Annotated in this window: 17 protein-coding genes; 5 read left to right on the top strand and 12 right to left on the bottom strand. The window is 46.6% G+C overall.

The window, feature by feature from the left end; translation table 11 throughout:
• The first annotated feature begins 365 nt into the window (after positions 1 to 365).
• Entirely contained in the window at positions 366 to 1022 is a 657-nt protein-coding gene (locus K6T99_03725; protein MCL6518914.1) for a hypothetical protein, read from the top strand.
• Positions 1023 to 1141: 119 nt separating this feature from the next.
• Here the strand turns inward: K6T99_03725 and K6T99_03720 are convergent, their stop codons facing one another.
• Together K6T99_03720 and K6T99_03715 are read right to left on the bottom strand one after the other, a co-directional pair.
• Positions 1142 to 2053 (bottom strand): hypothetical protein, encoded by a 912-nt coding sequence (locus tag K6T99_03720; protein MCL6518913.1) that lies wholly within the window; start codon positions 2051 to 2053, stop codon positions 1142 to 1144.
• 164 nt (positions 2054 to 2217) lie between these two features.
• The gene (locus K6T99_03715) at positions 2218 to 3759 is read right to left on the bottom strand and encodes a sodium-dependent transporter (GenBank protein ID MCL6518912.1); all 1542 of its coding nucleotides are present in this window, start codon (positions 3757 to 3759) and stop codon (positions 2218 to 2220) included.
• A gap of 197 nt (positions 3760 to 3956) precedes the next feature.
• Between K6T99_03715 and K6T99_03710 the strand changes: the two genes are divergently transcribed.
• On the top strand, positions 3957 to 5240 hold the full coding sequence (locus tag K6T99_03710) for an alpha-glucosidase/alpha-galactosidase (GenBank protein ID MCL6518911.1): 1284 nt from the start codon (positions 3957 to 3959) through the stop codon (positions 5238 to 5240).
• Positions 5241 to 5251: 11 nt separating this feature from the next.
• Here the strand turns inward: K6T99_03710 and K6T99_03705 are convergent, their stop codons facing one another.
• From K6T99_03705 to K6T99_03695, 3 genes are all read right to left on the bottom strand, one after another.
• A complete protein-coding gene (locus tag K6T99_03705) occupies positions 5252 to 6412 on the bottom strand; it encodes a hypothetical protein (GenBank protein MCL6518910.1) in 1161 nt (386 codons plus the stop codon).
• An 84-nt stretch (positions 6413 to 6496) separates the two neighbouring features.
• A complete protein-coding gene (locus K6T99_03700; protein MCL6518909.1) occupies positions 6497 to 6667 on the bottom strand; it encodes a hypothetical protein in 171 nt (56 codons plus the stop codon).
• 374 nt (positions 6668 to 7041) lie between these two features.
• Positions 7042 to 7920 carry a phosphate ABC transporter substrate-binding protein gene (locus K6T99_03695; protein MCL6518908.1) on the bottom strand — a complete coding sequence of 293 codons (879 nt, stop codon included), beginning with the start codon at positions 7918 to 7920 and terminating at the stop codon, positions 7042 to 7044.
• 442 nt (positions 7921 to 8362) lie between these two features.
• Here K6T99_03695 and K6T99_03690 point away from each other — a divergent pair, with 442 nt between their 5' ends.
• Both K6T99_03690 and K6T99_03685 read left to right on the top strand, forming a co-directional pair.
• Positions 8363 to 8611 (top strand): hypothetical protein, encoded by a 249-nt coding sequence (locus K6T99_03690; GenBank protein MCL6518907.1) that lies wholly within the window; start codon positions 8363 to 8365, stop codon positions 8609 to 8611.
• A gap of 25 nt (positions 8612 to 8636) precedes the next feature.
• On the top strand, positions 8637 to 8918 hold the full coding sequence (locus K6T99_03685) for a hypothetical protein (protein MCL6518906.1): 282 nt from the start codon (positions 8637 to 8639) through the stop codon (positions 8916 to 8918).
• A 105-nt stretch (positions 8919 to 9023) separates the two neighbouring features.
• Here K6T99_03685 and K6T99_03680 read toward each other — a convergent pair whose 3' ends face one another.
• Together K6T99_03680 and K6T99_03675 are read right to left on the bottom strand one after the other, a co-directional pair.
• Positions 9024 to 10142: a site-2 protease family protein gene (locus K6T99_03680; protein ID MCL6518905.1), complete on the bottom strand. Its 1119-nt coding sequence runs from the start codon at positions 10140 to 10142 to the stop codon at positions 9024 to 9026.
• 165 nt (positions 10143 to 10307) lie between these two features.
• Complete coding sequence (locus K6T99_03675; GenBank protein MCL6518904.1) at positions 10308 to 12716, bottom strand: DUF4838 domain-containing protein; 2409 nt, start codon at positions 12714 to 12716, stop codon at positions 10308 to 10310.
• Between the two features lie 343 nt (positions 12717 to 13059).
• Here K6T99_03675 and K6T99_03670 point away from each other — a divergent pair, with 343 nt between their 5' ends.
• Positions 13060 to 15453 carry a PQQ-binding-like beta-propeller repeat protein gene (locus K6T99_03670; protein ID MCL6518903.1) on the top strand — a complete coding sequence of 798 codons (2394 nt, stop codon included), beginning with the start codon at positions 13060 to 13062 and terminating at the stop codon, positions 15451 to 15453.
• 39 nt (positions 15454 to 15492) lie between these two features.
• Here the strand turns inward: K6T99_03670 and K6T99_03665 are convergent, their stop codons facing one another.
• From K6T99_03665 to K6T99_03645, 5 genes are all read right to left on the bottom strand, one after another.
• Complete coding sequence (locus K6T99_03665; protein ID MCL6518902.1) at positions 15493 to 16752, bottom strand: DegT/DnrJ/EryC1/StrS family aminotransferase; 1260 nt, start codon at positions 16750 to 16752, stop codon at positions 15493 to 15495.
• 63 nt (positions 16753 to 16815) lie between these two features.
• Entirely contained in the window at positions 16816 to 18480 is a 1665-nt protein-coding gene (locus K6T99_03660) for a sulfatase-like hydrolase/transferase (protein ID MCL6518901.1), read from the bottom strand.
• 3 nt (positions 18481 to 18483) lie between these two features.
• Positions 18484 to 19746 (bottom strand): right-handed parallel beta-helix repeat-containing protein, encoded by a 1263-nt coding sequence (locus tag K6T99_03655; GenBank protein ID MCL6518900.1) that lies wholly within the window; start codon positions 19744 to 19746, stop codon positions 18484 to 18486.
• A 116-nt stretch (positions 19747 to 19862) separates the two neighbouring features.
• The gene (locus K6T99_03650; protein ID MCL6518899.1) at positions 19863 to 21149 is read right to left on the bottom strand and encodes an alpha-L-fucosidase; all 1287 of its coding nucleotides are present in this window, start codon (positions 21147 to 21149) and stop codon (positions 19863 to 19865) included.
• A 171-nt stretch (positions 21150 to 21320) separates the two neighbouring features.
• Complete coding sequence (locus tag K6T99_03645; protein ID MCL6518898.1) at positions 21321 to 23594, bottom strand: hypothetical protein; 2274 nt, start codon at positions 23592 to 23594, stop codon at positions 21321 to 21323.
• Between the last annotated feature and the right edge of the window lie 6 nt (positions 23595 to 23600).

Genomic DNA, 23600 nt, shown 5'->3' with positions numbered 1-23600 from the left:
CTCTGGGTATATAACGTAAAATTTCTTAGTAAAGTTGGCATAAAAACAGTCATTGAAATGGGAATGCCTTTGCCAGATTTTTTGCAAACATAATTTTTTATAAGTCAACTGCCTAATATCTTAATAAAGGAACGCCTTTTTGATCGGAGTAAACCTCACAAACTTGCATGGTATAAAAAATGCGGAAAATTTAGGTATTTTTACCTGTTGCCTGGAGCGTTTAGAAGTGCTAAATTGAATAAGAAGAATATTATTAATTTTAAGCTTATCACCGACGAACAAAGCTCAAGCTCAGTGGAAGCTAAGCAAAGTATTGACAAAGCATAAGGGCAGTCATATAATCTGCCAATGGGAGGCTGAGGCCAATGAAAAAGTTTTTGATTTTAGCGCTAGCAATAATGACAATTGCAGTCCCTGCTACTGCTGGCATCACAACGTTCACCTCTCCAATAGAAGGGAGTCCAGATGCGATTTGGCCAGGATGGAACCTAATTGCCTTACCAGGAATCCCACTTAATCCAGACCCACCCTCAGTCTTTGGAAGTGTTCCCATCACTCCAGTCAAACTCTACCGCTTTGATGCGGCTACGAAATCTTTCGTCCTCTATGACGAGTGGGCGCCATACGAATTCGGCGGCATGCTCTTAACCGATGGGTACTGGCTGAATTCGGATACATCCTGCAGATTCTCTTATGAAGGGCTAAATGACAATGAATCAATGGATATATGGGTTAGCCTGCCGAAGACAGGATGGACTTTGATGGGAAATCCTTTCAACCGCGAATTCACGTGGGCAGACGCAAAAGTCACAGACGGCAATATAACTGTAAACCTTGAAACCGCAGGTCGCACACACGGATGGCTTTCAACTGTAGCGTGGTGGTGGGATGCACAATCCCAGAGCCTAAGGACGCTCGGGCTTCCAGACGATTTCCCTTCGGCAGAGAGCATGGCTGCCTGGCATGGGTATTGGGTCGAAAGCTTTGTAGACAAGATTGCTCTAATATTCGAGACCCCATAGTTACAAGCACTTAAGCCAATCCAAATTTTAACGTTTGCGGAGCAATCGGATTGAATTGGAAATTTACCGGCCACGGATATGTTCTAGTCCAAATTGCATATCCAGCGGCCGGATTGCTTTTACTTATCCGAGCCGTTATCTGCCGTTGTGAGATGGGCAACACGGGCATTCAGCGCATCTGCCGCGCCTGGATTGTTTAGGATTCCCACCAACATGTCAAACAATTGCATCCGGACTTCTAGCTTTGGCCTGAGGTATGAGCATACATTATTAATTGCTATTTGCCTAAGCTTAGAATCCGCCACCCGTATTTTAGTCAACAGCTGACTAATTTCAGTTTCCATCTGCTTGACATCGGTTTCTTTCTGCTTCTCAAGCTCCTTGCGCGCGTTTTCACGCTCCTCGCCAGTCAAACCTTTTAGCTTTTCCTTCTCAGCTTTGTCCCATTCTACCTTTTTATCCACCTTGCCGATTTCAACTAACTCGGCGGTCAGCTCCGATAGCTTCTGGGGCCACCTTTCCTCAGGAGTAGATCGAACTTCCGCAACGATTTCAGCCGCCCGCTTTTGAGCCTCCGGGTTTCTTGTAAGAATGCGTATTTGCTTCTCGGTCATTAATTGGTTCACAGCACCAGCCGCAGACATAAGCTCCTTTTGATAACTCATCCTAAGCTCTTGAAGTTCCTTTAGCTTTGCCTCGGCAACACTCGAAACCGACGAAGGTACAGGTTGGCCTGCTGCAAGCTTATCTCTCATTTGGCGAAGAGGTTCTTTGATTGAGGCGAGAATTTCATCCTCGCGCTTTTGAAGCTCCTCTCGCTTCTGCTTAAGCGCCATAGCTTTCGAGGCAAGCACCTTGATTTGGTTCTCATCCAACTGCAAATCTGAAACCATCTGAAGCACATCCACCTGCTGTCCAAGTTGACGAGGACTTAACTCAGGTGATGCCTCCTCGGCGCAGAACGATATTATCGACAATGAAGCCAAAATTAATGCCATCAGAACGATTAAGCTGACTCGAACAAAGCGCATTATTATTCGCCACCTTCCAAGCTATATAGGAGGGCTACTCCAAAGGCGTTACATCTTCGCCCGCCGGTTTTTTTGAGCTCAGGATTTTAAAGATGCAATAGGCGCACAATACTGTAATAACTACCCATGATGTAATCATAAACACCCAGCCAGCGGTAGTCATGTTAACCATTTCCTGATTCACCATTTTCCACCTCTCCCCTTAAACGCTTGGAAAACCTGACAAGTATTATCATTGCAATAATCAGTCCAAATACAAGCGCCCGTGCACCCCACTTCCATGGGATTTGTTCCGGTGGGGTGCCGCTAAGGGTTATCACGTCAAATCCCTGCTGAATTATGAACCCTGCGAGCACTCCAATCAAGTACAAAGGGGTCACATACTTGAGGACATAGTAAAATATCCTCGGAACTCTTATGTCGGCTCCAGAAGTTATCTCCTCCCAACCCCTTTCCATTCCAAATATCCATGCGAATATGATTACTTCAATTGCAGCAAAAAGCACAATTCCAGCTGTTCCGGAAAGAAAATCAAGCTCGTCCAAGAATCCCTTTCCAAATATTACGCATTGACATGCTATAAAAACTAGCACAAATAGACTGATACTTGACCTTTTTCTCGACCAGCCAAGCTCATCCTCAAGAAATGCCACCGCAGGTTGAGCCAAAGATACAGAGGATGTAATACCCGCGAAGAAAAGCAAGCCAAACCAAAGTGCCCCCAGCAACCACCCTAATGGCAAATGTCCAAAAACAATGGGCATTGACATAAAACCCAAGTCAAAGGCACCCGCTTTTGCTATCTCACTCATCGCAACGGGGCCGAAAAATGCAAATGCAAGGGGTATCGCAAGCGAGCCGCCGAGAACCACCTCTGCAAACTCATTTGTGGCAGTAGTCGCCAGACCACTTAATGCAATGTCGTCATTCTTCCTAACATAAGAAGCATATGTTTGGATTACACCATACCCAAGGCTCAGCGTGAAGAATACTTGTCCAGCAGCCGCAAGCCATATCCTTAAGTCGCCAAGCTTTTCAAATCTAGGATTCCACAAGAACGCCAAGCCGTTGACAACATTCCAATCTGGATGTTCAGGTGTTACTCCACGAAGAGTAAAAACTCTTATGACGAGAATGACTGCAAAGAGGAAAAGGATTGGCATGGCAATCTTCGCTAGCGCCTCAATACCTCGGGTGATTCCACGATAGATGACAACAAAATTGAGTAAAATTGTGATTATAAAGAAAATATACGCAGTCGCATATCCGCCGCCGCCTAGAAAATTGCTTAGAAATTGCGCCATTCTTTCACGCGTCTCAATTCCTGCATATGCACCGGTAAGCGAAAAATAACTGTATGCTAACGTCCATGACTCAACGTAGGTATACCAAATAAGAACTGTAAGTGGAAAAGCAATTCCAAGAACACCCAAATATTTAGATATGCGCCCAGGCCACAAAAGCTTAAAAATGCCCGGTGTTGTCCCATGACCGCGAACTCCTCCAAATCGGCCCATTGCCCACTCTGCCCACATTAGAGGCACCGCCAATAGAATTAATGCGGCAAAATAAGGAATCATGAAGGCCCCACCGCCATTCCCAGCGGCTTGAACAGGAAACCTTAAAAAGTTGCCGAGTCCAACAGCGCTCCCGGCCATTGCAAGCACTAATCCAATCCTGCTTGCCCAATGCTCTCTTTGGTTCATCGCAAACTCCCTCAAAAGACCGGAATTTTATAAAAAACCATGCTCAATCTGCGAAAATTATAGCATATTCGTTCTCTTTACTGCCACAGCCCGATAGATTAATTGCCATCATACAGGTTTAGTAGCATCACTTATTGAAATTGTTATTTAACCAACTCGCCGCTTTTTGGATTGCAAATTAAAAAGGAGGCTTCTGAATGAGAAACGTGAAGATAGTCCTGATTGGCGTCGGTAGCGCTTCCTTTGGACTCGGCGCTCTAAGCGATCTTGTCAATATACCATGTCTTAAAGGTAGCACGGTTTGTCTTGTTGACATAGACAGTGCCGCACTTGAGGCAATGGGTACCATCGCCCGAAAGATGAACGACCAAGCTGACGCTGGCTTGAATATTGAACAAACAACAGACCGCACAAGAGCACTGCCAGACGCAGACTTTGTCGTCATCTCAATTGCGGTTCGACGGAATGAACTTTGGAAACTTGACTTCGAAATCCCGCTTAAGTATGGGGTCAAGCAAGTGCTTGGAGAAAATGGCGGACCAGGCGGACTTTTCCATGCGATGCGAAATATCCCAATAATTCTTGATATCTGCCATGATATTGAAAGGTTATGCCCGAACGCTCTTGTGTTTAACTTTACCAACCCCGTGCCCCGCATCTCAATGGCGGTAAACCGATATACCAACGTTTCCTTCGTTGGCTTATGTCATGGAATTGCCGGCGAACTTTGGCGACTTTCCAAGGTTATGGAAGTTGACCAAGAAAACCTTGACGCTAAGGCAGCCGGATTGAACCACTTTACATGGATTCTGGACCTCCGCTTCAAGGACACCGGGGAAGATGCATACCCGCTCCTTCGCGAAAAGCTAGAGGACTACGATCCAAGCTTCCAACCGCTATCGAGGAAGATGTTCGATACTTTTGGCTATTATCCATCACCTGGCGACGACCACATTGGCGAATACTTGCCATTCGCTTGGGAGTATTGTGGTCTAAAAGGTTTTGACTTTGCTGGCTCGGAAAGGTACAAGGCAGACATTAGTGAGCGCATTGCGAGAATTCTGCGGAATGATGAACCTGTTACACCTCTAATTGAGCACCGCTCCGGCGAACGCGCATTTAGCATTATCGAGGGGATTATTACTAATAGCAACCACGTCGAACTTGCAGTGAATATCCCAAACGACGGCCTTATCCCAAACCTGCCAATGGATGCCATTGTTGAAGTACCAGCAGTCATAAGTGGCGCCGGCATCTCTGGAATCTCGGTTGGCGCTTTGCCGGCGGGGATAGCCGCTATGTGCAACACACAAATCGGAGTTCAGGAGCTGGTAGTTGACGCAGCAGTTACAGGCTCACGACAGATTGCACTCCAAGCTCTGCTTGCTGACCCAGTCGTAAATTCGGTTGACTCAGCGGAGAAAATTCTAGACGAACTTCTTGCGCTAGAAGCGGCATATTTGCCGCAATTCCAAAAATAAGAAGGAATCAACTACTGGGCAACCGCATCAGCCTTGTGCAAAATCTTTTCTCGATAGGCTTTGAAGTCAAAGTTCGGGCTGTTCTTTGCATCATGACACTGCGTGCATGATGACTGAAGCACTGCTCCAAAACCTTTTGCCGGCCTGCGAGTGTGGATAACGCCTGCGCCATGGCAGGCCTCACATTGAACACCCTGAAGCTGTGGAGTAGCATATTCACTTGTGAAACCGCCCTTTGACTTGTAGCCGGTGGTGTGGCAGCTTACACACTCGGGGTCTGTAGTGCGATTGTCCTTCCTCAAACTTTGAAACGCTTTAGCATGTGCCGTTTTCAACCAGGAATCATATTCCGAGCGGTGGCACTCACGACATTTCAGCGCTCCCACAAACGGCCTTGGCTGTGATTGACCAACCTCTCCTGTCGAGACCGACGCAGGAGATGCATATTGCGCCCGGAGACTAGCTATATAAGCTTCCCACTGCCTATCATGTTCTTCAATGACCTTAACCATCTTTGGGTCATCAGCTAGGTCAGCTGTCATAGGAACATACTCACCCGCCGCATTTGCAATCTTCTTCTCTTGGTTAATATCAAGAACAAGCTTGCCAATGTGAGTTCCAGTGCTTTTGGCTTGCATTAAAACCGTAGAGCCGATATTTTCAACCGGAGCGGCAGGCGATGAAGCTGTTTGGTGGCCAACCAGAATAACATCGATTCCAGGAATCTCAGTTGCAATGCGCTTGGCAAGGTCATAACCCGTGTGGCTTAGAAGAACTACGAGGTCAACCTTCTTGCGTAGTTCGCCAACCTGTTTGCGCACAGCTTCCAAAGCATCGGTTATTTTCAGCTTTTCATTGCCAGGCAACGCTCGAAATATGAGATTGTCGCCAACTACCGCCGTGATGCCTACCTTCAGACCCTCTTGAGTCTTCTTGATAATATAAGCCTTATCAGCAAGCGGCTTGTTGCTACCTGCATCGAACGCGTTTACTGCTAACAAAGGAACACTCTTCCCATAAAGTTGCTTATTACCACACTCGGCAACATACCTGGCCTCCGTCTCACCCATTGCAACGGCGTCGTAGCCCATATATGCCAGCGCCTCAGCATATGCGGCAGTCTTAATTTCAGCTTGCTTGCCTACTCCGACTATCGCGTCACCAGTATCCACTAGGATGAAAGAGCTACCAGACTTCCGAAAATTTTCTAACCACGTTGCTCGTTTTGGAACCCCACCGAGGCTCTCTTTGTTGTGTCACCCACATGGGGCTTTAATATTCCCCTGGTCGTCGCCCGTGAATAGAATTGTTAGCTGATGTGGGTTAAATTTCTTCTCCGCAAAGGTAACAGAAGAAAATAACGCCAATCCTATAAACAAGACAGCAAAAAGCAACAAGATTCTCGGTTTTGCGATTTCTCGTTTCATGACCGCCAACCCACCTTGCAAACAGAAAGCATAAGAACCATATCCAGTATAGCATTATTCCGCCTAAAAAACTACTTCTCAAATCCTTGAGGCGGAGAGGATAAGTGAAAGTAATTCCTTGCCAAAGAAAGCGCAAACACCCAAAACCGATACTTGAGGACAAAATAAAATCTTGGCCGGAGAAGGGCCCAGCATACCCTCTCCGGCCGTTGGCAAGACTGATTTCTCAGACCTACCAAAAATACCCACAATCCACTCCTTGCCTAGGTAGTAAGAAAACTTTCTGTTCCTGATTTAGCTATAACCTATTTTCGCAGATTTTTCTAATTTTTGCAATACCTTTCCAAAAATATTCCTTCTTTTGGCAAGAATATTTACTCGCCAGCTTCTTTTGCCACCATTCTAATCGGGACAAATTCTAGCTTGGCAACTATTCTCTGCCCAGCGTCACTAAGTACGAAATCTATGAAATCCTTGACGTTTCCAGTGGGCTTGTTCGGCGTATAAAAGTAAAGCTGCCTGGCAATCGGATATGAACCGTTCAAGACATTTTCAACAGTAGGCTCGACATAAGGGTATCCTATTGCCTTGGCAACAGCAATCGTCTTGTGCTTAGACCTATTCACATAACCCATCCCAACATAGCCTATCGCATTCTCATTCTGAGCCACTTCTTCGGCAATTGCCTGAGACGAGACCTGCATCAGAACGGACCTTCCATACTCTTCCGTACCTTTTGGGTTGCCCCTTCGAACTACATGCTCAAGGAAGAACACATGGGTCCCACTGCTTTTGTCACGGGAAAGCACAACGATGGGAGCATTCTTGCCGCCAACTTGCTTCCAGTTCGTGATTTTACCAGTATAAATATCCGAAAGCTGTGCTATGGTCAATTTGCTCACAGGGTTTTTTGGATTTACGATGACCGAGAGGCCATCCTGCGCGACTACAAATCGGTGGGGGTTCAACCCCTTCTTCTTAGCCAGATTCATTTCCTCAGGGGTCATTTCCCGAGACGCTTGAGCTATATCGGTGTCCCCATTTATTAACGCTGCGATACCAATGCCTGAGCCACCCCCAGTTACCGCAATACTCGTACCTGGATGTTCTTTCATATAGGCTTCCGCCCATGCTTGGCCCAGATTGACCATTGTATCTGAACCTTTGATTTGCATTGCCACCCTGCGACTGCATCCTTGAATCATTGCCAATGCCAAAGTAACTAGCATTAAAATTTGCAAAAACTTTTGCATAACTTGCTCCTTTTTGTTGAAGTTTGCTAAACATTCTAGTGCCTGACCCATAGCTACTATGATATAAGCAATCCTAAATAATTCTCACCTCCCCCCCAAACTTCAAAAATAATTTGCATAATCAGCAAGCATCTCTAACGGCATAAGATTATACGAAAGCCATATAATCGCTACTTTCAACCAAGTGCCACCCAGGCTAATTAATTATAAAAAATTCAGGAGACCTTCTCTAGCCCTAAGAAGACAAAATGCACCTCAAAATTTACTTTGAGCGAAGATTCCCCGTTGGCAACCTTGATCATCATATTCCAGCTTCTCCTCCCCTAATTTTCCCGCATAATTCAGCTCCAATAAAATATCAACGGACCCTATCCGGCAGTTTAGCACTGCGCGGCGTTTGGGTAGACAAAAACAAAATTACAAAATTCGGGGGGTGAAGAAAATGCGCGAAAAAATTGGAATTATACCGCAGGAAGTTGACAAGCTACTCGAGCTTCCAGACCTCGACGAACTTCCACTCCCTGTGGTTTCGGACTGGGATTCCCTAGTATCTAAAGCAAACGATATGGCAAAAGTGATTGACCGTCATCTCGATTACGAGTCAATATACCAAGGACACGATTTGAATCCAGCTAGCCTGTGCCCTCAACAAAGGGTTAATCTTGTGTCCGACCTTGCAGCGGTTGTGTAAACCTGAACCTTAGTGGAGATTTGGGATGCGGAAAATTTTCCAGTTTGCACCTGATGTTCCTCAGTCGGTTGCCAACAAAGCAATCGAGATAATTGAACGCCAATTCTCCGCTTATGGAGTAAAGCGTGCCGAGGACCTTCCAGAGGAAAGCAAGGTGCGGCTGTTGAGAGAACTCCAAGCATTTTTTGCCGATGAGTTTCCGCCTGACATCCGAGATAAGAAGGCTGCTCGTCACTCACAGGGCATCTTTAGCCACCTTTTGAACTGGTTGCGTAGCCTGTTTTCCAATGGCGATTCGAGAACCTAAGCATATCTTTAAAAGTTTTAGCAAGGAGGAAAATAATAGGCCGGTCTAAGCTTCCAAGACCGGCCTTTGGTTTTTTACTACATTTTGCCACTCAAAACCTATCCTTTAGACTCCAAGCTGAAGCTTCTTGCGTAATAAATCAACAATACTATCTTGCGTCACCATTCCTTTCAGCTTCCCGTCGCTCATTACTAAGAGCCGCCGGACGTGCCCCTCAGCCATATGCATTAGTGCATCGAAAGCATCATCATTTTCATTGATTTTCTTTTCATCATCCGGCTGCTTCGCCACAGCTCTGACTGGTGTAACGTGCCACTGCTCACGCGGCACATGTCTGACCTCACCAACACCCACAACGCCAATGAGGTCATCATCCTCTGTAACTGGATAAGCCTGATAGTCGTATCTCAAAAGATAGTCATGCACAAACTCATCAAGTGGCATGTTGGGGTTGATATGTGGGAAATCCTGCGTCATTACTCGATGCACATCCACTCCTGAAAGGGCCCTGCGAATCACGAGTTGCTGGTAGCTCTGCTGTGCAGCATTGCTTAGAAACCAGCCGATAAAGACAAGCCAGAGACCACTCAAGAGGCCTCCGAAAAGCATTATCCAAAAGCCACCAATTATAAATAGGTAGCCGAGCCCTTGCCCCACAGAAGAAGCGTATCTCGTCGCCTTGTCTAGACTATCTAAGCCTGCCCAAAGGATTGCCCGTAGCACTCGCCCGCCATCAAGCGGAAACCCTGGCAACAAGTTAAAAATGCCGAGAAAAAGATTAATTACCGCCAAATACTCTACTATTCTTACTCCAATGTCGCCCAAAAGAGGCTGACCACCCAGTAATGCCAGTAGCCAAAATGCGCCTGCCAAAAAGAAGCTCGTCGCCGGCCCTGCAAGTGCCATTGCCAGCTCTGATGCTGGGGTCTGAGGTTCATCTTTCAGCTTCGATACCCCACCGAAAATGAAAAGGGTAATCCCCCCAATCTCAATGCCATTCTTTTTAGCTACATAACTGTGCATGAGTTCGTGAAGCAATACGCTTGCAAAAAGTAGCAGAGCCGCAATTAACCCTGCCAACCAGTTCATTGCCTTTGTAAATTCGGGATTTGTCCTTGGAAAATAATATTCCGCAAGGGTATATACAATTAGCGCAAAGATTACAAACCAACTAATGTCTATGCTAATCGGAATGCCGAGAAGCCTTCCAAGCTTTATATTCATGTGACTCGCCACCTTTTCAACTAATGAGCTTTCTCGTTTGCTTGTTACCCACCATAGGTGCTTGTCAAACCTACTTGCAAAAGCAACAACCTCTTGCTATCTTGAGGCTCACTCGTCTACTCTATTAAAGTGTTTTCCCATGCTCACTTTCCATAATTCGCAGACCTACTTTTGCTCATCTTTCACTAGTACGAATCGGTCAATATAGATTGCCTTCAAAGAATTTAAATCACCAAGCGACGAAACCCAAAGGTACATCCCAGGTCGGAGGGCATGAATCCCAAGATAATAGGTCTTGTAGTGAGACTCATCCACCTTTGCAGCAAATGGTCGAAATAGAGCCACATGTCCGCGGTTAGCATCGTATATGCCACACTGGAATAAGCCGCCCTTATCCCCTGTTTCACAGCGAATCACGACATAGCAACGCCATTCCCCCTGAAGCTTTTTTGCCAAAGTATCAGTAATGTGAAGCTGGGTTGCCCATTGAGCATGGCCGCCTGGCATCCTCGCCGCTGAGCCATTCGACGCAGATGGATCGCTCACTGCTTGAACCCAACCTTCATTTACGCCAATAAGCTGCATTGCACTTTCTTGGAACTCAATTTTGTCATCCGATGGGAGGTTAGTCAGCTCTTCTGGTGTGGGCGGAGTGATGAACCTCGCCTCAAGCGCAGGAACATATGATTCAAATGATTGACCCTCAGTGGCATTTCGGTTTCCATATTCTCGTGCCAATTGAATGAACTCCCTGCATAGCTTCATGGGGTCATCTGGACCCTCAAACGGAATGCCGTTTGCCACAGCTTCCTGCTTGAGTTCGTGATACCTTATAAGCCATACATGGTCAAGCACAAGTCGCTCCCGCCTGACTCGGGCTGATAGCACAGGGTCACTCTTTACCGCCTCCTGTGCCTTGTTGAACAAACGCATTGCCTCATTCATTACCGAAAGTGGAAGAAACCTAAGGTCTGTGTTATAGCAACTTAGGTGCATCCCTGTATTCTCAGCCGAATTATGTATCAAATCAAGATACCGCCGAAGATATGGTCCAGCTGCTCCATAATAACCATTCAAAAATTCCCTAACTAGAGCTTTATCATCAGCATCTGGGTTCCAAAGCGCATGCGCGATAACCCACACACGGAGTTTATCAAAGTCGCCGATTGTACAACCTGGATTGCCTTGTTCGAAAACGCCAATGGCATTGTTCGCGGCGAAAAAGCGAATATCGGGCACAAGAGACCGCATATTTGGGTGCGGCTGTATATAAGCCGCGAAGTTAGTAACGTAATTCCAAATATAAAGATTCGGTGCAATCGCCGCCCACTTGCGCACGTCATCTCTAAAAGAAGCATTGTAGTCGCTGTCTAATGGACAAAGGAAATTGCACTCAATTGAGCAAAGACGGACGACCACATTTTTTCTCGGCTTCACGTGCAGCGGCGGCTTCCGAGTATACTGGTATGCAAGCGTTTCAACTAGCATATTGGGAAACTCTTTTTCAATATCTTCTGCCACCTTGTTTATGAATCGAATAAGCGAACCCGATGGCGAGCCTTCTTCCTGGTCCACCGCCTTGCACTTTGCACACTGGCAATATCCATGCCAGTCATTTTGGCTGATAGAGATGATTCCAGCATCAGGATTCTTGCGTATCCAATCGAGCGCCTTCCGTGTAAGCTCCTCGCGCATTTCTTCATTGGAAAGACAAAGTTGCGCCCAGTCTGCAGTTCTTTTGCCGTTTATTTCGCTATACCATTCCGGGTGTTTTGGGAAATAGATTTGGGGAGGCAACAATGAATAAAAGGTATGACACCAACCGAGTATTGAATAATGCCCGCCATACTCCTTTGGAATCGGCGTAAAATGCCCATTCAGCCTAAGCTTTACAGCAAACAACGGATTAGCGTTTGTATCTTCATAAAATGCCTCGCGATAGAGAATTTTAGGCTTATAAACTATATCAAGCTTGGGTATGATGAGGGTTTTCTTTATTGGGATGTAACTTTCAGTGCTAGTCCACCAGCGAACACCTACGATATCCTCGAGGAAAGTGTATACAGCGTACAAAGTTCCTCTTGGCTTCCCACCGGCGAGGATAAGGGAATCGCCCACGGTCCGAATGATAATACCGTCATGCCCCAGCGCGTCCCAATCCACATCCACCAAAAGGCGCCTTACAGTTCGGCTCTGGCCTATAAGAATTTTGCCGCCATTTGCCTTTGCAACCTGCTCACTAACTATGGAAAAGTATGCTCCGGTCACCTGCCCAAGGTACTTCTGCAGTTCTCTTGCAGCCGTCATCTCCGGAGCCGATGCAGGCAAACCCCTTGGAACGACAATTGAGTAGTCAGTCTGACTATTCCGCGCAAGTATCAGCTCTCCCGTTAAATCCCCATGCTGATTCGGAACAGCATGCAAACCGAATCGCGCGGGATTAAGAATTCCAACACCCACGCCTCCTGCCAATGAAAATTGGCTAGGATAAGGGTTCACCCGCTTGATTCCCACAATCAACGCAAGCACCATAATTGAAAAACACAACAGCCGTTTGTTTGAGTAATTTAACATCTTTTACATCCTCATCTCTTAGAATTATTTTAATTAAAATCAAATGACCAGCCGCCAATTCTAAGCAAAGGAACAGCTAGCCATGGGGTAGCCAAAATTACAGCCTAATCAGCCGAACTTCCTAGATTCCTAACCATGCCCAAAAAACAAAAAATTCCTCTTTTGAAATGCAGACCAATGCAAATTACTTACAGTCTGCCTAGATAACGTATGGTCTGCGGAATAAACACAAATCCTTGCATGCAGATTCTATAAAATGTTATCGAATTCCTTGTAACTCAGTTTTCGAACAAGGAATTCCCTTTGAGTACGACATAATATCAAAATAGAGGAGGTTAAAGAAATGCGTCTGAATAGAATCAATTTTTGTTATACAGGGGTCCTCCTTTTATTGGTTGCAATCCATGCTTTTGGATTAACAATCACCGGCAAAGTATTCGTGGATGTAGACGGCGATGGATTGGCCGGGGCAAGAGATATCCCCCTTGACAAGGTAGCCGTCTCCGATGGATGGGAAGTAGTACTAACCGATGGTTCGGGCAATTACTCTCTGGAAACCGAAGGCGGCCGCATTGTTTTTGTGTCTCTACCAAAAGGCTATCGACCTGCGAAGAGTTTTTTTAGCAAGGTTGGGGAGGTAAAGCGCATCGATTTCCCTATGGTTCCCTGGCCAGAATCCCTCTCAAAGACCTTGCGTTTCGTCCAAATTACCGACATTCATGTGAATAATGAAGAAACCGTCAAGACGTTTAGCGAAGACATAGATGAGATCAACGCACTTACCCCAAAACCTGCTTTTGTAATCCTTACTGGGGATTTGGTTAATGTGGGTTCAAATATTGAGGAATACGAAAACTACGTACGCGCTATCTCACGATTTAAAATCCCCTTTTTTAACGTCTTTGGAAATCACGATGCATGCAGAGGAGAAGACCGCCTGGCGAATTATCACAAATTCCTTGGGCCAGATTACTATTCGTTTAATGTTGGGGACTATCATATATTAGTCATAAATTGCCTAGACTTCGATGCAAATAATGTACAGAAAGAGTGGATTGCAAAAGACTTGGCGGCTTCTCCCAAAGGAACGCGGCTAATCTTTGCACAACATTTCTGGCCCGGCCGTGAGCAACTAAAATATTTCGCAAGCCTCGGAGGACTCCTTATTGTTTCAGGACACTGGCACGGAAATCGAGTAAGCAATGGAAATGGGATACTCGACCTGAACACCCCACCACTCAGGTTTGGAGGGATTGACCGCAATGCCCGCGGTTTCAGAATAGTAGAGATTTCTGGCGAAGAGGCATCAAGCGAACTAAGGCTCGCAGGTTTTCACGAGAATGTTACCGTAGTAAGTCCGGCCGGATATTCCTTTGCTCCAAAAGGCAACCTAAAGCTATTAGTAAATGCATATGACACGCGCTCAAAAATTACAAAAGTCGAATGCGAAGTAGGCAAACGAAAAACTTCGCTAAAACCAGCTGGCAGTTGGAGCTGGATAGGCGAGATTAAAGTAGATTCTCAATCCAGCGACGCCCAAAAGCTTATCGCCACCGTAACTGACATAAGCGGCCGGACGTGGAAAACTGAATCCGCATTTCAAGCAATAGATAATATGCCCTCCATCATAACAGGAACAGATTGGCCTCAATTCCATGGCGACCACCACCATCTTGGTAGTTCTTCCGGCCGCGTTTGTCCACCTTTGAGATTAGCATGGGCCGCGCATGCGGGAGGATTCATTGGAATATCATCTCCCGTAGTTGGAGAGGGTCTAGTTTTTGTGGGCACCAACGATCTTGGCAATTTAAAAGACTGCGGTGTTTATGCATTCGACGCTAAAAGTGGAAAGCTTAGATGGCGCTTTAAAACCGATAGCGCAGTCAAGAATTCGGTTGCATTCTCCAAAGGCCGAGTATTTGCCATAAGCGTAACAGGTTACCTATACTCTCTTGATGCACAAAATGGACGGCTTCTGTGGAAGCAAGGTTTGAGAGCTGAAAACGAACGATGGGAAATCGCCGCTCCTGTGGTGTTTGCAAATGTCGTCTATGCGGGTGGAACAACTTACTTGGCGGCATTCAAAGCTGACAGTGGGGAGCGGCTTTGGGAGGTGGACCTAGGCGGCCTTGATTGGTGGCCAAGTTGTCCACTTACGCCAATGATTTCAGGTAGCCAACTAATTATTACATCGCGTACTGGAGCATTTGGAATAGACCGAAAGACGGGCAAAAAAATCTGGGAACTGGACGGCAATTTTCGGGGTTGCTCAGCAGTCGGCGAATTCATCTACGCCATACGAAATGGATTTCCTGTCGCAATCAATCCCATAGATGGAAAAATCGTTTGGGAAAGCACTGAAAAACTCGGCGACAGTGCATCAACACCTGCAATCTCAGGAGAAACAATGGTCGTCGGTGATGCAGATGGACGCATATGTGCTTTCTCTACAAAGGATGGAAAGCTCCTTTGGACCTTCCAAACGGGTCCAAGTGTCTCTTCCCTCCAGCCATACAAGCGGGGCGGCAGCGATGTCAATTCTTCACCTGCCATTTCTGGCAACACAGTGTACATTGGCGCAAGTGACGGCAAATTGTATGCCCTATCGCTTACAAGCGGTGAGGAACTTTGGAGCCACAACCTTGGTGTTCCAATTGCATCCTCGCCAGCTATTTCGGGAAATGCGGTCTATATCGGCGCCTATGATGGAAATGTCTACGCATTCATAGGGCAATAAACCATTTCTAAGCAACTCTTACCATTGAAAAGGTGCGGATTACAACCTCTTCCGCACCTTTTCCGCTGTATTTCGAATCCCTGCTATCATATCCTCAATCTCACGCTCGGTCAGTCGAGGATGCATTGGTATGTTAAACTCTCGCCGATAGAAAAAGTTCTCATGCACAGGGCAAAGGTGGTCGCCATATCCGAGTTTCTTCAAGCCATCAAAATGATATGTCGGCTGGTAGTGAAGAATACCCTGAATCCCTTCCTCCCGGTAGAGAACACGCATAAAGTCATCCCGGCTGGCACCTAGCTCTTCTTCCTCAATACAAACAGTATAGAGGTGATAAACATGCGTGCAATTCGGGTCTTCATAAACCGGAGTTACTCCCTTTATTCCCTTGATTCCTTCGGTAATCCTTCGTCCAATCTCCCTGCGCTTCTCATTTAGCATTGGAAGCTTTTTGAGCTGAACTCGCCCTACCGCCGCCTGAACTTCATTCATACGATAATTGCAACCCCATTTGCCGTTTACGTCCACGACATTGAAATGAGATGGAATCCAATAATCGGTTTGATTCTCCCAAGGCTGAAGATTCATGCAACGAAGTTTTTCGATGGCATCTACCATATCATCGCGATTGGTGGTTATCATGCCACCCTCCCCGCATGCGGTCATGTTTTTTAGGGAGTGAAAACTGAAACATCCAAAGTCGCCAATGCTACCAGCCTTGCGCCCTTTATATTCAGCACCAGGAGCGTGCGCACAATCCTCGAGCACTGCAAGATTATATTTCCGCGCAATCCCCATAATTGGATCCATGTCGCACATCTGTCCCCCATAATGAACAACGTAAATAGCCCTAGTTCGACTTGTAATCTTGTCCTCAATCTGATTTGGGTCAATATTGAAAGTCCTTGGATCGATGTCTGCGAAAACTGGCCGCGCACCTTCTTTCAATAAAACAAGCGAAGTAGCAATAAAGGTGTTCGGTGTGACAATAACCTCATCGCCGGGGCCAATCCCCAAAGCCTGGGTGCAAACATGCATAGCTGTCGTACAGTTTGAAGTAGCGAAGGCATATTTCACTCCGCACATTTCCGCAAACTCTTTTTGGAATGCGGCTACCTGTGGTCCCATCGTCAATGTGTCTTGCTGCATTGCCGCCCATGCTGCATTTCGCTCTTCTTCGTCATATATTGAGCCAAAAAACGAATATGGAACCTTCAAAACGACTCCGTCATCAACGCTGTAACTGCTGGTGATACCGCCTTCGGTATCGGCCCCCGTGTATTTCTTCTTTTCTTCCATCTCATACCTCCCAAATTCTTTTCAATTGGATTGTATGCCGCAAAATCTAAGCGTTTGGCTTTTTCATGTGCAATAATTGGAGCTTTGCTCTTCCCAATAGCCTCTAGGATGCCGCTTTAATACATAACGCCGTCTTGGAAGAGGCAAAGAATCCTGTACGCGAAGCCGCCATTTCAACATCTCCCCAATCAATTCCCTTTCCACCCGATACAGCATCGCAACCGAATTTTTTTCATTATGACAAAGTCTTCTTGCCAACTCTTTCCCTCGCACGCTTCCACAACGAACGAGGACCTCCTCAAAATCGTTCTTTCGTGCAGTCATGTTATTAGACATGCCTTGAGCGAGGACAATGGAAAAATTACATAGCTCCAAGGGATCGTCAATAATGTTGTAGAGCTGTTCACGCCCATCCATATCAAAAATAAGCTTCCAATCTTCCTTACGCACCATTGCCATCGTGCCACTTTGCGTCCACGAGTTCAGGCAGTCAAAAGCTCCCCAATTAGCCTTATCTAAAGTACAAGACCCATCAAAAGTACTTACCGTTAGTCCATCGGTAGTTGGATCAAGATCTTCGTCCCCCGTATAATGAAGCCCACCAAAACCATGCTCCACATAGGCGCTGTTAAATTCTCCCTCTGGATAACCTTCGCCTGTTAACAATGGCCACAGACTCCTTCCTTGAACTCCATCTGGAAGTTGGATGCCAACCGCCTCGCAAAGCGTCGGCATGATGTCAACAATTGAGACATGGGCTGGGTGTGGATTCTCAATACGCCGAACCCCAGGCCCAACAAACTGCACTGGTATTCTCACAAGCACCTCCGCCAGCCCCGGGCCTTTGCGAAGAAGCCCATACTCGCCAACAAAATCACCGTGGTCGGAAAGAAAAACTATAATTGTATCCTCAAGCAATCTCTGAGCATCTAGGAACTCAACAAAGCGTCTAATTTGATCATCAAGTAAGCGAAGCATCCCTAAATAGCTAGCCCTAGCCCGTGGTATTTGTTCTTTAAAGCCTGGGAACGCTAGCTCGAAACACGCGCGGCACCAGCAGTACTTAAATCCTTTTACCTCCAAAGTACTCTCATCCGCCCGGGGCAATGGCAGAATCTCAGGCGGGAACATTGACCAATACGGCTCAGGAACTTGATAAGGATTGTGCGGCTCGGGAAAGCTAAGCCACAGGAGGAATGGCCGCCTTCCAATTGACTTGACCCATTCCTCAGCCTTTGAAACTAAACGATAAGGAATCTGGCACTCAAGTGGAAATGGCGTTGGTTCAAGGGACATGTGGAAATGGGTTTCCTCCATCCACTTGTTGAAGGCTCTCTCCTGCTGAGAGAGACCATTTCCATGAATTCCCAGGTGGCCGCACTCAAACCAAAAGTCGCATTTTTCAGGCGAAAGGTGCGAATGGTTCTTGCCAATAAGGGCAGTAGAGTATCCATGCCTTCTAAAGACATCGAAAAGGTCCTCGGTATAGTATGCATCCTCTATGTTGTGGTTTGTCCTGACCCGATGGGCACTTGGCCACCTTCCAGTAAGCATGCTTACCCTTGCCGGCGCACATACGGGCATAGAAGTATACGCCTTGTTGAACCAAACCCCACGCCGTGCAAGCAAATCAAGGAATGGGGTAGTGTCAAGTGGAAAACCTTCCCTTTTACACAAGTCTGCTCGCTGTTGATCTGTCATGATAATAACAACATTGGGCTTGCTCACAAATTACCTCCAATTTGATTGCAGACCAATTATCCACTCGGGCCTGACTTCAACTGATTTCTTCTCAGAACCTTGGTCAAGAATGATTTCCCCAAAGACACTTTTTGGGGGAACTTTAACATAGTTATCTTCATATCTAACGGGCGTTCGATTCTTCAAGTTTCTAATGAGACATTTATGGAACTCTATTCCGCCAATTGGCTCCTTTGAGCTTTTTTCGACCTTCAAAAGTATTGGCGGCCCATTCTCTGGGTCAAGTATGGAGCAATCTACAAATCGAACTTTGCACGCACTCTCCGGCTTGTTCACAATGAACAGTCCGCCGTTTCGTCCGCCGCGGAAATTACAATTCACAAATTCGACTTTTCCCTTGACAGCATCTTCCTTTGAGTTACCTGTGGCAAGAAATACTGAATGATTATTGCCGATTGACGTGCAGTTCTCAATTCGAATCGACACTGGCTCTGACATCGCTTTTAATGGTGAAAGATAGAACTCGTAACCATCTCCTTGATTATCACGCGCAACACAATCGCGCATCACAATATTTACAAGCCGTTCGCTCGGTAGGTTTGGCTCAAAATCAATTCCTGCCTGGGGCGGAGTCCCCGCAGTGCCGCACATTATTGTTTTCTCGATTAAAAGATTCTCTGCATTTATGACACTAATGCCTTGCCGATAATTCCTAATGCATTTCACGTCCTTAATGCTTATATTCTTATTCGCTTCACCATTTCGCCCCGAACCAAGGTAGATTCCATCACCGCCGCTGTCGGCAAGCGTCAAGCCATATACCTTAACATTAGTGCAACCACAAAGGGAAAGTACGTGACGCCATTCCGCTTTCTCATAACCAGGTCCATCATAATCGGCACGACGCATGCGCAAAACTGCACCGTAGCCAATGAGTGTAATATTCTCCTTGCCGTTCGCGCGAAAAAGGCAGTCGCCTTTCCCCTTAAATTCCCCTCGTTTCGCAATGACTTCGACTCCTGGCTCAAATACAATAATTTGGTTACTGACCAACGTAATTGGCTTAATAATCCACGGGGACCCAACGTTATCAATGACCAGCTTTCGGACGCCAGAATTTATCGCATCCTGTATTGCATTGGTTGAATCCGCCGCATCGAATCCCCACCACGATGCTCGAGCAACCTTCACTTTCCCAGTCTTTACGAGGTCAATCATAGATTGGTTTCTTTGGGCTCCAGCCCCAGAAACAAAAAGCAAGCTAATTAGGCACATAATGATAATTCTGTACATACCTCACCCCTCAAAAAGCCATTAAAAGCATCTGAAGAATTGGCAAGTCTTTTGTAGTCAGCCCTTGTTTTTCCAATAACAATGCACAGGCATCATTCAATTGGTAAGATATCATCTTAGACTTCAAGCGCCACTACAGTTGCCACCGGGTCGGGCGCAACAAATGGAACAACGATGCCAATGCCATTCTCAATCTTTATTGTTATCAACGGCCTTTCAGGCTGCGCAAGTAGGTATGCCTTCTTTACTTCTCCCCTCATTGGCACGCGTAGCATTTTATCCTTGGGCCAGTCGAAGACATGTAGATAAAGAGTCTTACCTTTTTTGGTACAACGCCCCCAAGGAAGATTCTTGAACGGACTTGCCGTCGTTCCGTAGATCGCCTCGCCATTTACCTTCATCCACTTACCTATTTCACGTAAGCGGTCTACGCTTGGCTGTGGGATTACCCCCTCCGCTGTTGGACCAACATTGAGCAGATAGTTTCCACCCTTGCTTGCTATATCAATTAGGTTGCGAATAAGCGTCTCCGTTGACTTCCAGTTATTGTCATAGGATTTATAGCCCCATGTGTCGTTCATCGTCATGCAAGTCTCCCAGTCGCGGTTGGCATAACCATTCTCTGGAATGTGTTGTTCAGGGGTTTCCGTGTCGCCCGGGTAAATTCCAAGGCGGTTATTGGTTATGATTCCCGGTTGAAGTTTGGTAAGAGGCAGAAGCATGTCAGCCATTTCTTTTGTCATGCCGCACGGTGTGTCCCACCAAAGTATTGAGACGCGCCCATAATTAGATAGAAGCTCACGGACTTGGGGCACGGCAATGTTTCGAATATAATCCATCATATCGCCTTCCTGCGCCTCGTCCCAATGCCCTCGGCATGCGCTCCCACCTCGATGGTGCCAATCCTGCGCCTGAGAATAGTAGAAGCCTAGTCTTATGCCGTGCCTTCGACAGGCATCGGCCAATTCCAACAGGGGATCACGTTTAAAAGGCGTGGCGTCGTAGATATTGAATGCGCTTGCTTTTGACCGGAACATAGCAAAACCGTCATGGTGTTTTGCGGTGATGACGATATATTTCATCCCTGCCTCCTTCGCCAAGCGAACCCACTCATCGGCGTTGAACTTTACAGGGTTGAACTGCTTTGCCAGCTCAACGTATTCGGCTACAGGGATTTTTGCAGTGCACATTATCCATTCGCCAATACCTGGGATTTGCTGTCCCTTCCATGTACCGGCAGGGACTGAGTAAATTCCCCAATGGATAAACATACCGAACTTTGCCTCGCGCCACCATTTCATTCGAGCATTTCTTTGCTCCGGAGATTCCTCGGCTACTGTGGTCCCAATCAGTACAATACTTGCAAGAAAACAAGCAAAGAGAACCCTTAAAGTATAATTCATAATTGCTTTCCCTCCTCTAAAAAGTAAAAAATTACCTCCTTTTCCCTTTCGGTGTGCGAATCTGGTTTCCCTCTTCAGAGGAGATACTTAATCGAATATCAAAGGCTGGACTTCTTAGAATAAGCCAGAAGAGGAAGCTTTCTAGTGAAAGCTTTTTGTATTGGAAAATTCTTAAGAATTTTCCAATACAACTGCCACCGAAACATGCTCGCCTGGCAGGCGGATGTCAAGCTTACCATTAACCAATGTTGCAGCTCCGTTGACCCACTCACCGGTTTTCGTATCGTAGCACCTATACCTTGCGCTTTTTGGGCCGTTTGGCCAAGATAAGCAGATATTCATCCGCTCTGCTTTCGGTGCAGCAACCCACACAAGTGCACATTCCTTTGTGCCGATTGAACACGATACCCAGCCTTCCGGGACCGGCACTTCAACCACGACTCGATTGCCGACCAACTTTCTCCACGGAACTTCCTTAGCAAAATGACTCATAAGCGCGAGCGTTCGATACATGCCGTCGGATAGATGGTGAGGATTTCGGTAGGGCCACCTAAGGCCGCTCCCTGCGCCACCAGATGCTAGATGTGCCCATGACATATTATGAAAGACTTCGTTATCCAAGTTCACATCAGCAATCCAGCGGTTAATCGGACCATTCTCGCCGTCAATATATGGCCGATTGTCTTTGATTTGAGAAATTGCATACTCCACACCCTGCTTTTCAGTAAACGCAGGACCTATTGGTTCATCCGGGGCATTCGAGACACCAATATAAAGGTGAGTTGTAGCAAAACCCATCCCTGGTAAATGATATGCAAGCTCATCCCAGCCTTCTTTCGGCATTGGCCGGCCTGTTGAGATGCAAATGAGATGGTTTCTACCCCACTTACTTTTCTCATAATCGCGGACAAACTCGCCAATTTCCTTTGCCCACGCAACGACTTGCTCCGGAGACGCCCCCCACCAATAGTCCGCTTCATTAAGCAACTCCCAGGCGAAGACTACGCCAGTATTGCCCCAGCGGTCGATGATGTACTTCCAACGTCGTTTTTGCGCCTCAATTACTTCTCGCTTAGTGATGAAATCCACTTTCTTTTCTACCAGTCCGCCATTCTTCACATTGTAAGGATTCTCATCCCACCTGTGGTTCATCCAAAATGTATCCCATGGCGTTATCATCAGCTTGATATCATGCTTTCGCGCTAGCTTTACTATTTCATCAATCCACAAAACGTGTTCTGGCACAAAGATGCCAATGGGTTTCTCTATAAGAGAACTTAGCGGAAGGTCAATCATCATCCTCAGCAGATTTACCCCAGAATCCTTAAGACGCTTGAAAAACTCCTCCGCAACTGCCAAATCATACTCTGGCCTGCCAGGTGCACACCTATTGAGCGGCGTCCACTCAGGATTATGATTATAGCCTATTGGGGTAAAGAATCGGCCATCGGAATGTACAAAGTACCGGCCGCCAGGGGCAACCCGAATATAGTCTTCTTTCGCAGGGTCAACGTCAAGAAGAGCACGGGGAGCCTGAATATAGCAATGAAAATTGTCCCACGCCGCATTGAACCGCTTCTCAAGATCAAAAGCCGCCTCACCGAGCATGGCAGAGAGCACATCGGCATTTGGAAGAGGTACTGAGAGCCTCTTTCTCCACGTAGTCAAGGACGTTTGAAGAGGCAGGGCATTATCCTTAATTTCAGAAAGCCAGGGTGTCCAAAAATTGGACTTCGCCTCCCACTTAATGTATTGGTTGAGTGCGTCCACATCCAAGCTACCCTGCTTGCCAACTGCCGTACGGAGAAACACAAGGGCCAGACTTTCTTTTTTAGCCGGCTTTGAGTTAACGTCTAAAACTTCCTTTAGATGGGCAATCGGTAAACCGTTAGTGCCTACGATTCGAGCAATTAGTCCCCAACCCCCAAAATGCTGGTCAACCTTGAAAAGAAGGTGATTGACACCCTCATTAAGCCGAATTACCAACCGCTCCTCATCACGCTTGACGCCTCGTGTTCGATGGCTTACGTGCAGTAGTTCTCCATTAACCCAAACTTTAACGCCATCATCGCTCCCCACCAGGAGATGCGCAGTTATATCTGATTTACTGAAAATCCCTGCATAAAGATAGCCAACTGCGGCCCTTGAATTCGGGAAAACTGAGAGCAAATCTATTCCATCCTCTTTTGTGCCTACAGCAAGCCGCCAGGAGAGGGAAAACAACTCTTTGCGACCTTCGGTAGGCCGGGCTTTAATCTCTTTGCGAAGGTAATCGGTTTCGAATCCTCTGCAAGCTTTAAAATCCTTGTCATGCGGGTTCGGAAATGGACCAGCAACTAGCCACGCTAGTATTTCACCCTCTGGCCCAAGGCGAAGATTGACTACCCCGGCTTGAGCGTATCCGACCAATAATAAGGTTAACAACATGAACGCAAATCTTTTCATTTAAGC

The organism is Armatimonadota bacterium (assembly GCA_023511795.1).
Classification (GTDB): domain Bacteria; phylum Armatimonadota; class UBA5829; order DTJY01; family DTJY01; genus JAIMAU01.
Note: the sequence above shows the minus strand (reverse complement) of the source record. Positions and strands in the feature narration are given on the sequence as shown.

Coding starts and splice junctions, on each gene's coding strand:
- K6T99_03685 (MCL6518906.1), top strand. CDS start 8,637: ATGCGGAAAATTTTCCAGTTTGCACCTGATGTTCCTCAGTCGGTTGCC.
- K6T99_03725 (MCL6518914.1), top strand. CDS start 366: ATGAAAAAGTTTTTGATTTTAGCGCTAGCAATAATGACAATTGCAGTC.
- K6T99_03655 (MCL6518900.1), bottom strand. CDS start 19,746: ATGTACAGAATTATCATTATGTGCCTAATTAGCTTGCTTTTTGTTTCT.
- K6T99_03715 (MCL6518912.1), bottom strand. CDS start 3,759: ATGAACCAAAGAGAGCATTGGGCAAGCAGGATTGGATTAGTGCTTGCA.
- K6T99_03710 (MCL6518911.1), top strand. CDS start 3,957: ATGAGAAACGTGAAGATAGTCCTGATTGGCGTCGGTAGCGCTTCCTTT.
- K6T99_03665 (MCL6518902.1), bottom strand. CDS start 16,752: ATGGAAGAAAAGAAGAAATACACGGGGGCCGATACCGAAGGCGGTATC.
- K6T99_03700 (MCL6518909.1), bottom strand. CDS start 6,667: ATGAAACGAGAAATCGCAAAACCGAGAATCTTGTTGCTTTTTGCTGTC.
- K6T99_03680 (MCL6518905.1), bottom strand. CDS start 10,142: ATGAATATAAAGCTTGGAAGGCTTCTCGGCATTCCGATTAGCATAGAC.
- K6T99_03690 (MCL6518907.1), top strand. CDS start 8,363: ATGCGCGAAAAAATTGGAATTATACCGCAGGAAGTTGACAAGCTACTC.
- K6T99_03720 (MCL6518913.1), bottom strand. CDS start 2,053: ATGCGCTTTGTTCGAGTCAGCTTAATCGTTCTGATGGCATTAATTTTG.
- K6T99_03645 (MCL6518898.1), bottom strand. CDS start 23,594: ATGAAAAGATTTGCGTTCATGTTGTTAACCTTATTATTGGTCGGATAC.
- K6T99_03650 (MCL6518899.1), bottom strand. CDS start 21,149: ATGAATTATACTTTAAGGGTTCTCTTTGCTTGTTTTCTTGCAAGTATT.
- K6T99_03675 (MCL6518904.1), bottom strand. CDS start 12,716: ATGTTAAATTACTCAAACAAACGGCTGTTGTGTTTTTCAATTATGGTG.
- K6T99_03695 (MCL6518908.1), bottom strand. CDS start 7,920: ATGCAAAAGTTTTTGCAAATTTTAATGCTAGTTACTTTGGCATTGGCA.
- K6T99_03670 (MCL6518903.1), top strand. CDS start 13,060: ATGCGTCTGAATAGAATCAATTTTTGTTATACAGGGGTCCTCCTTTTA.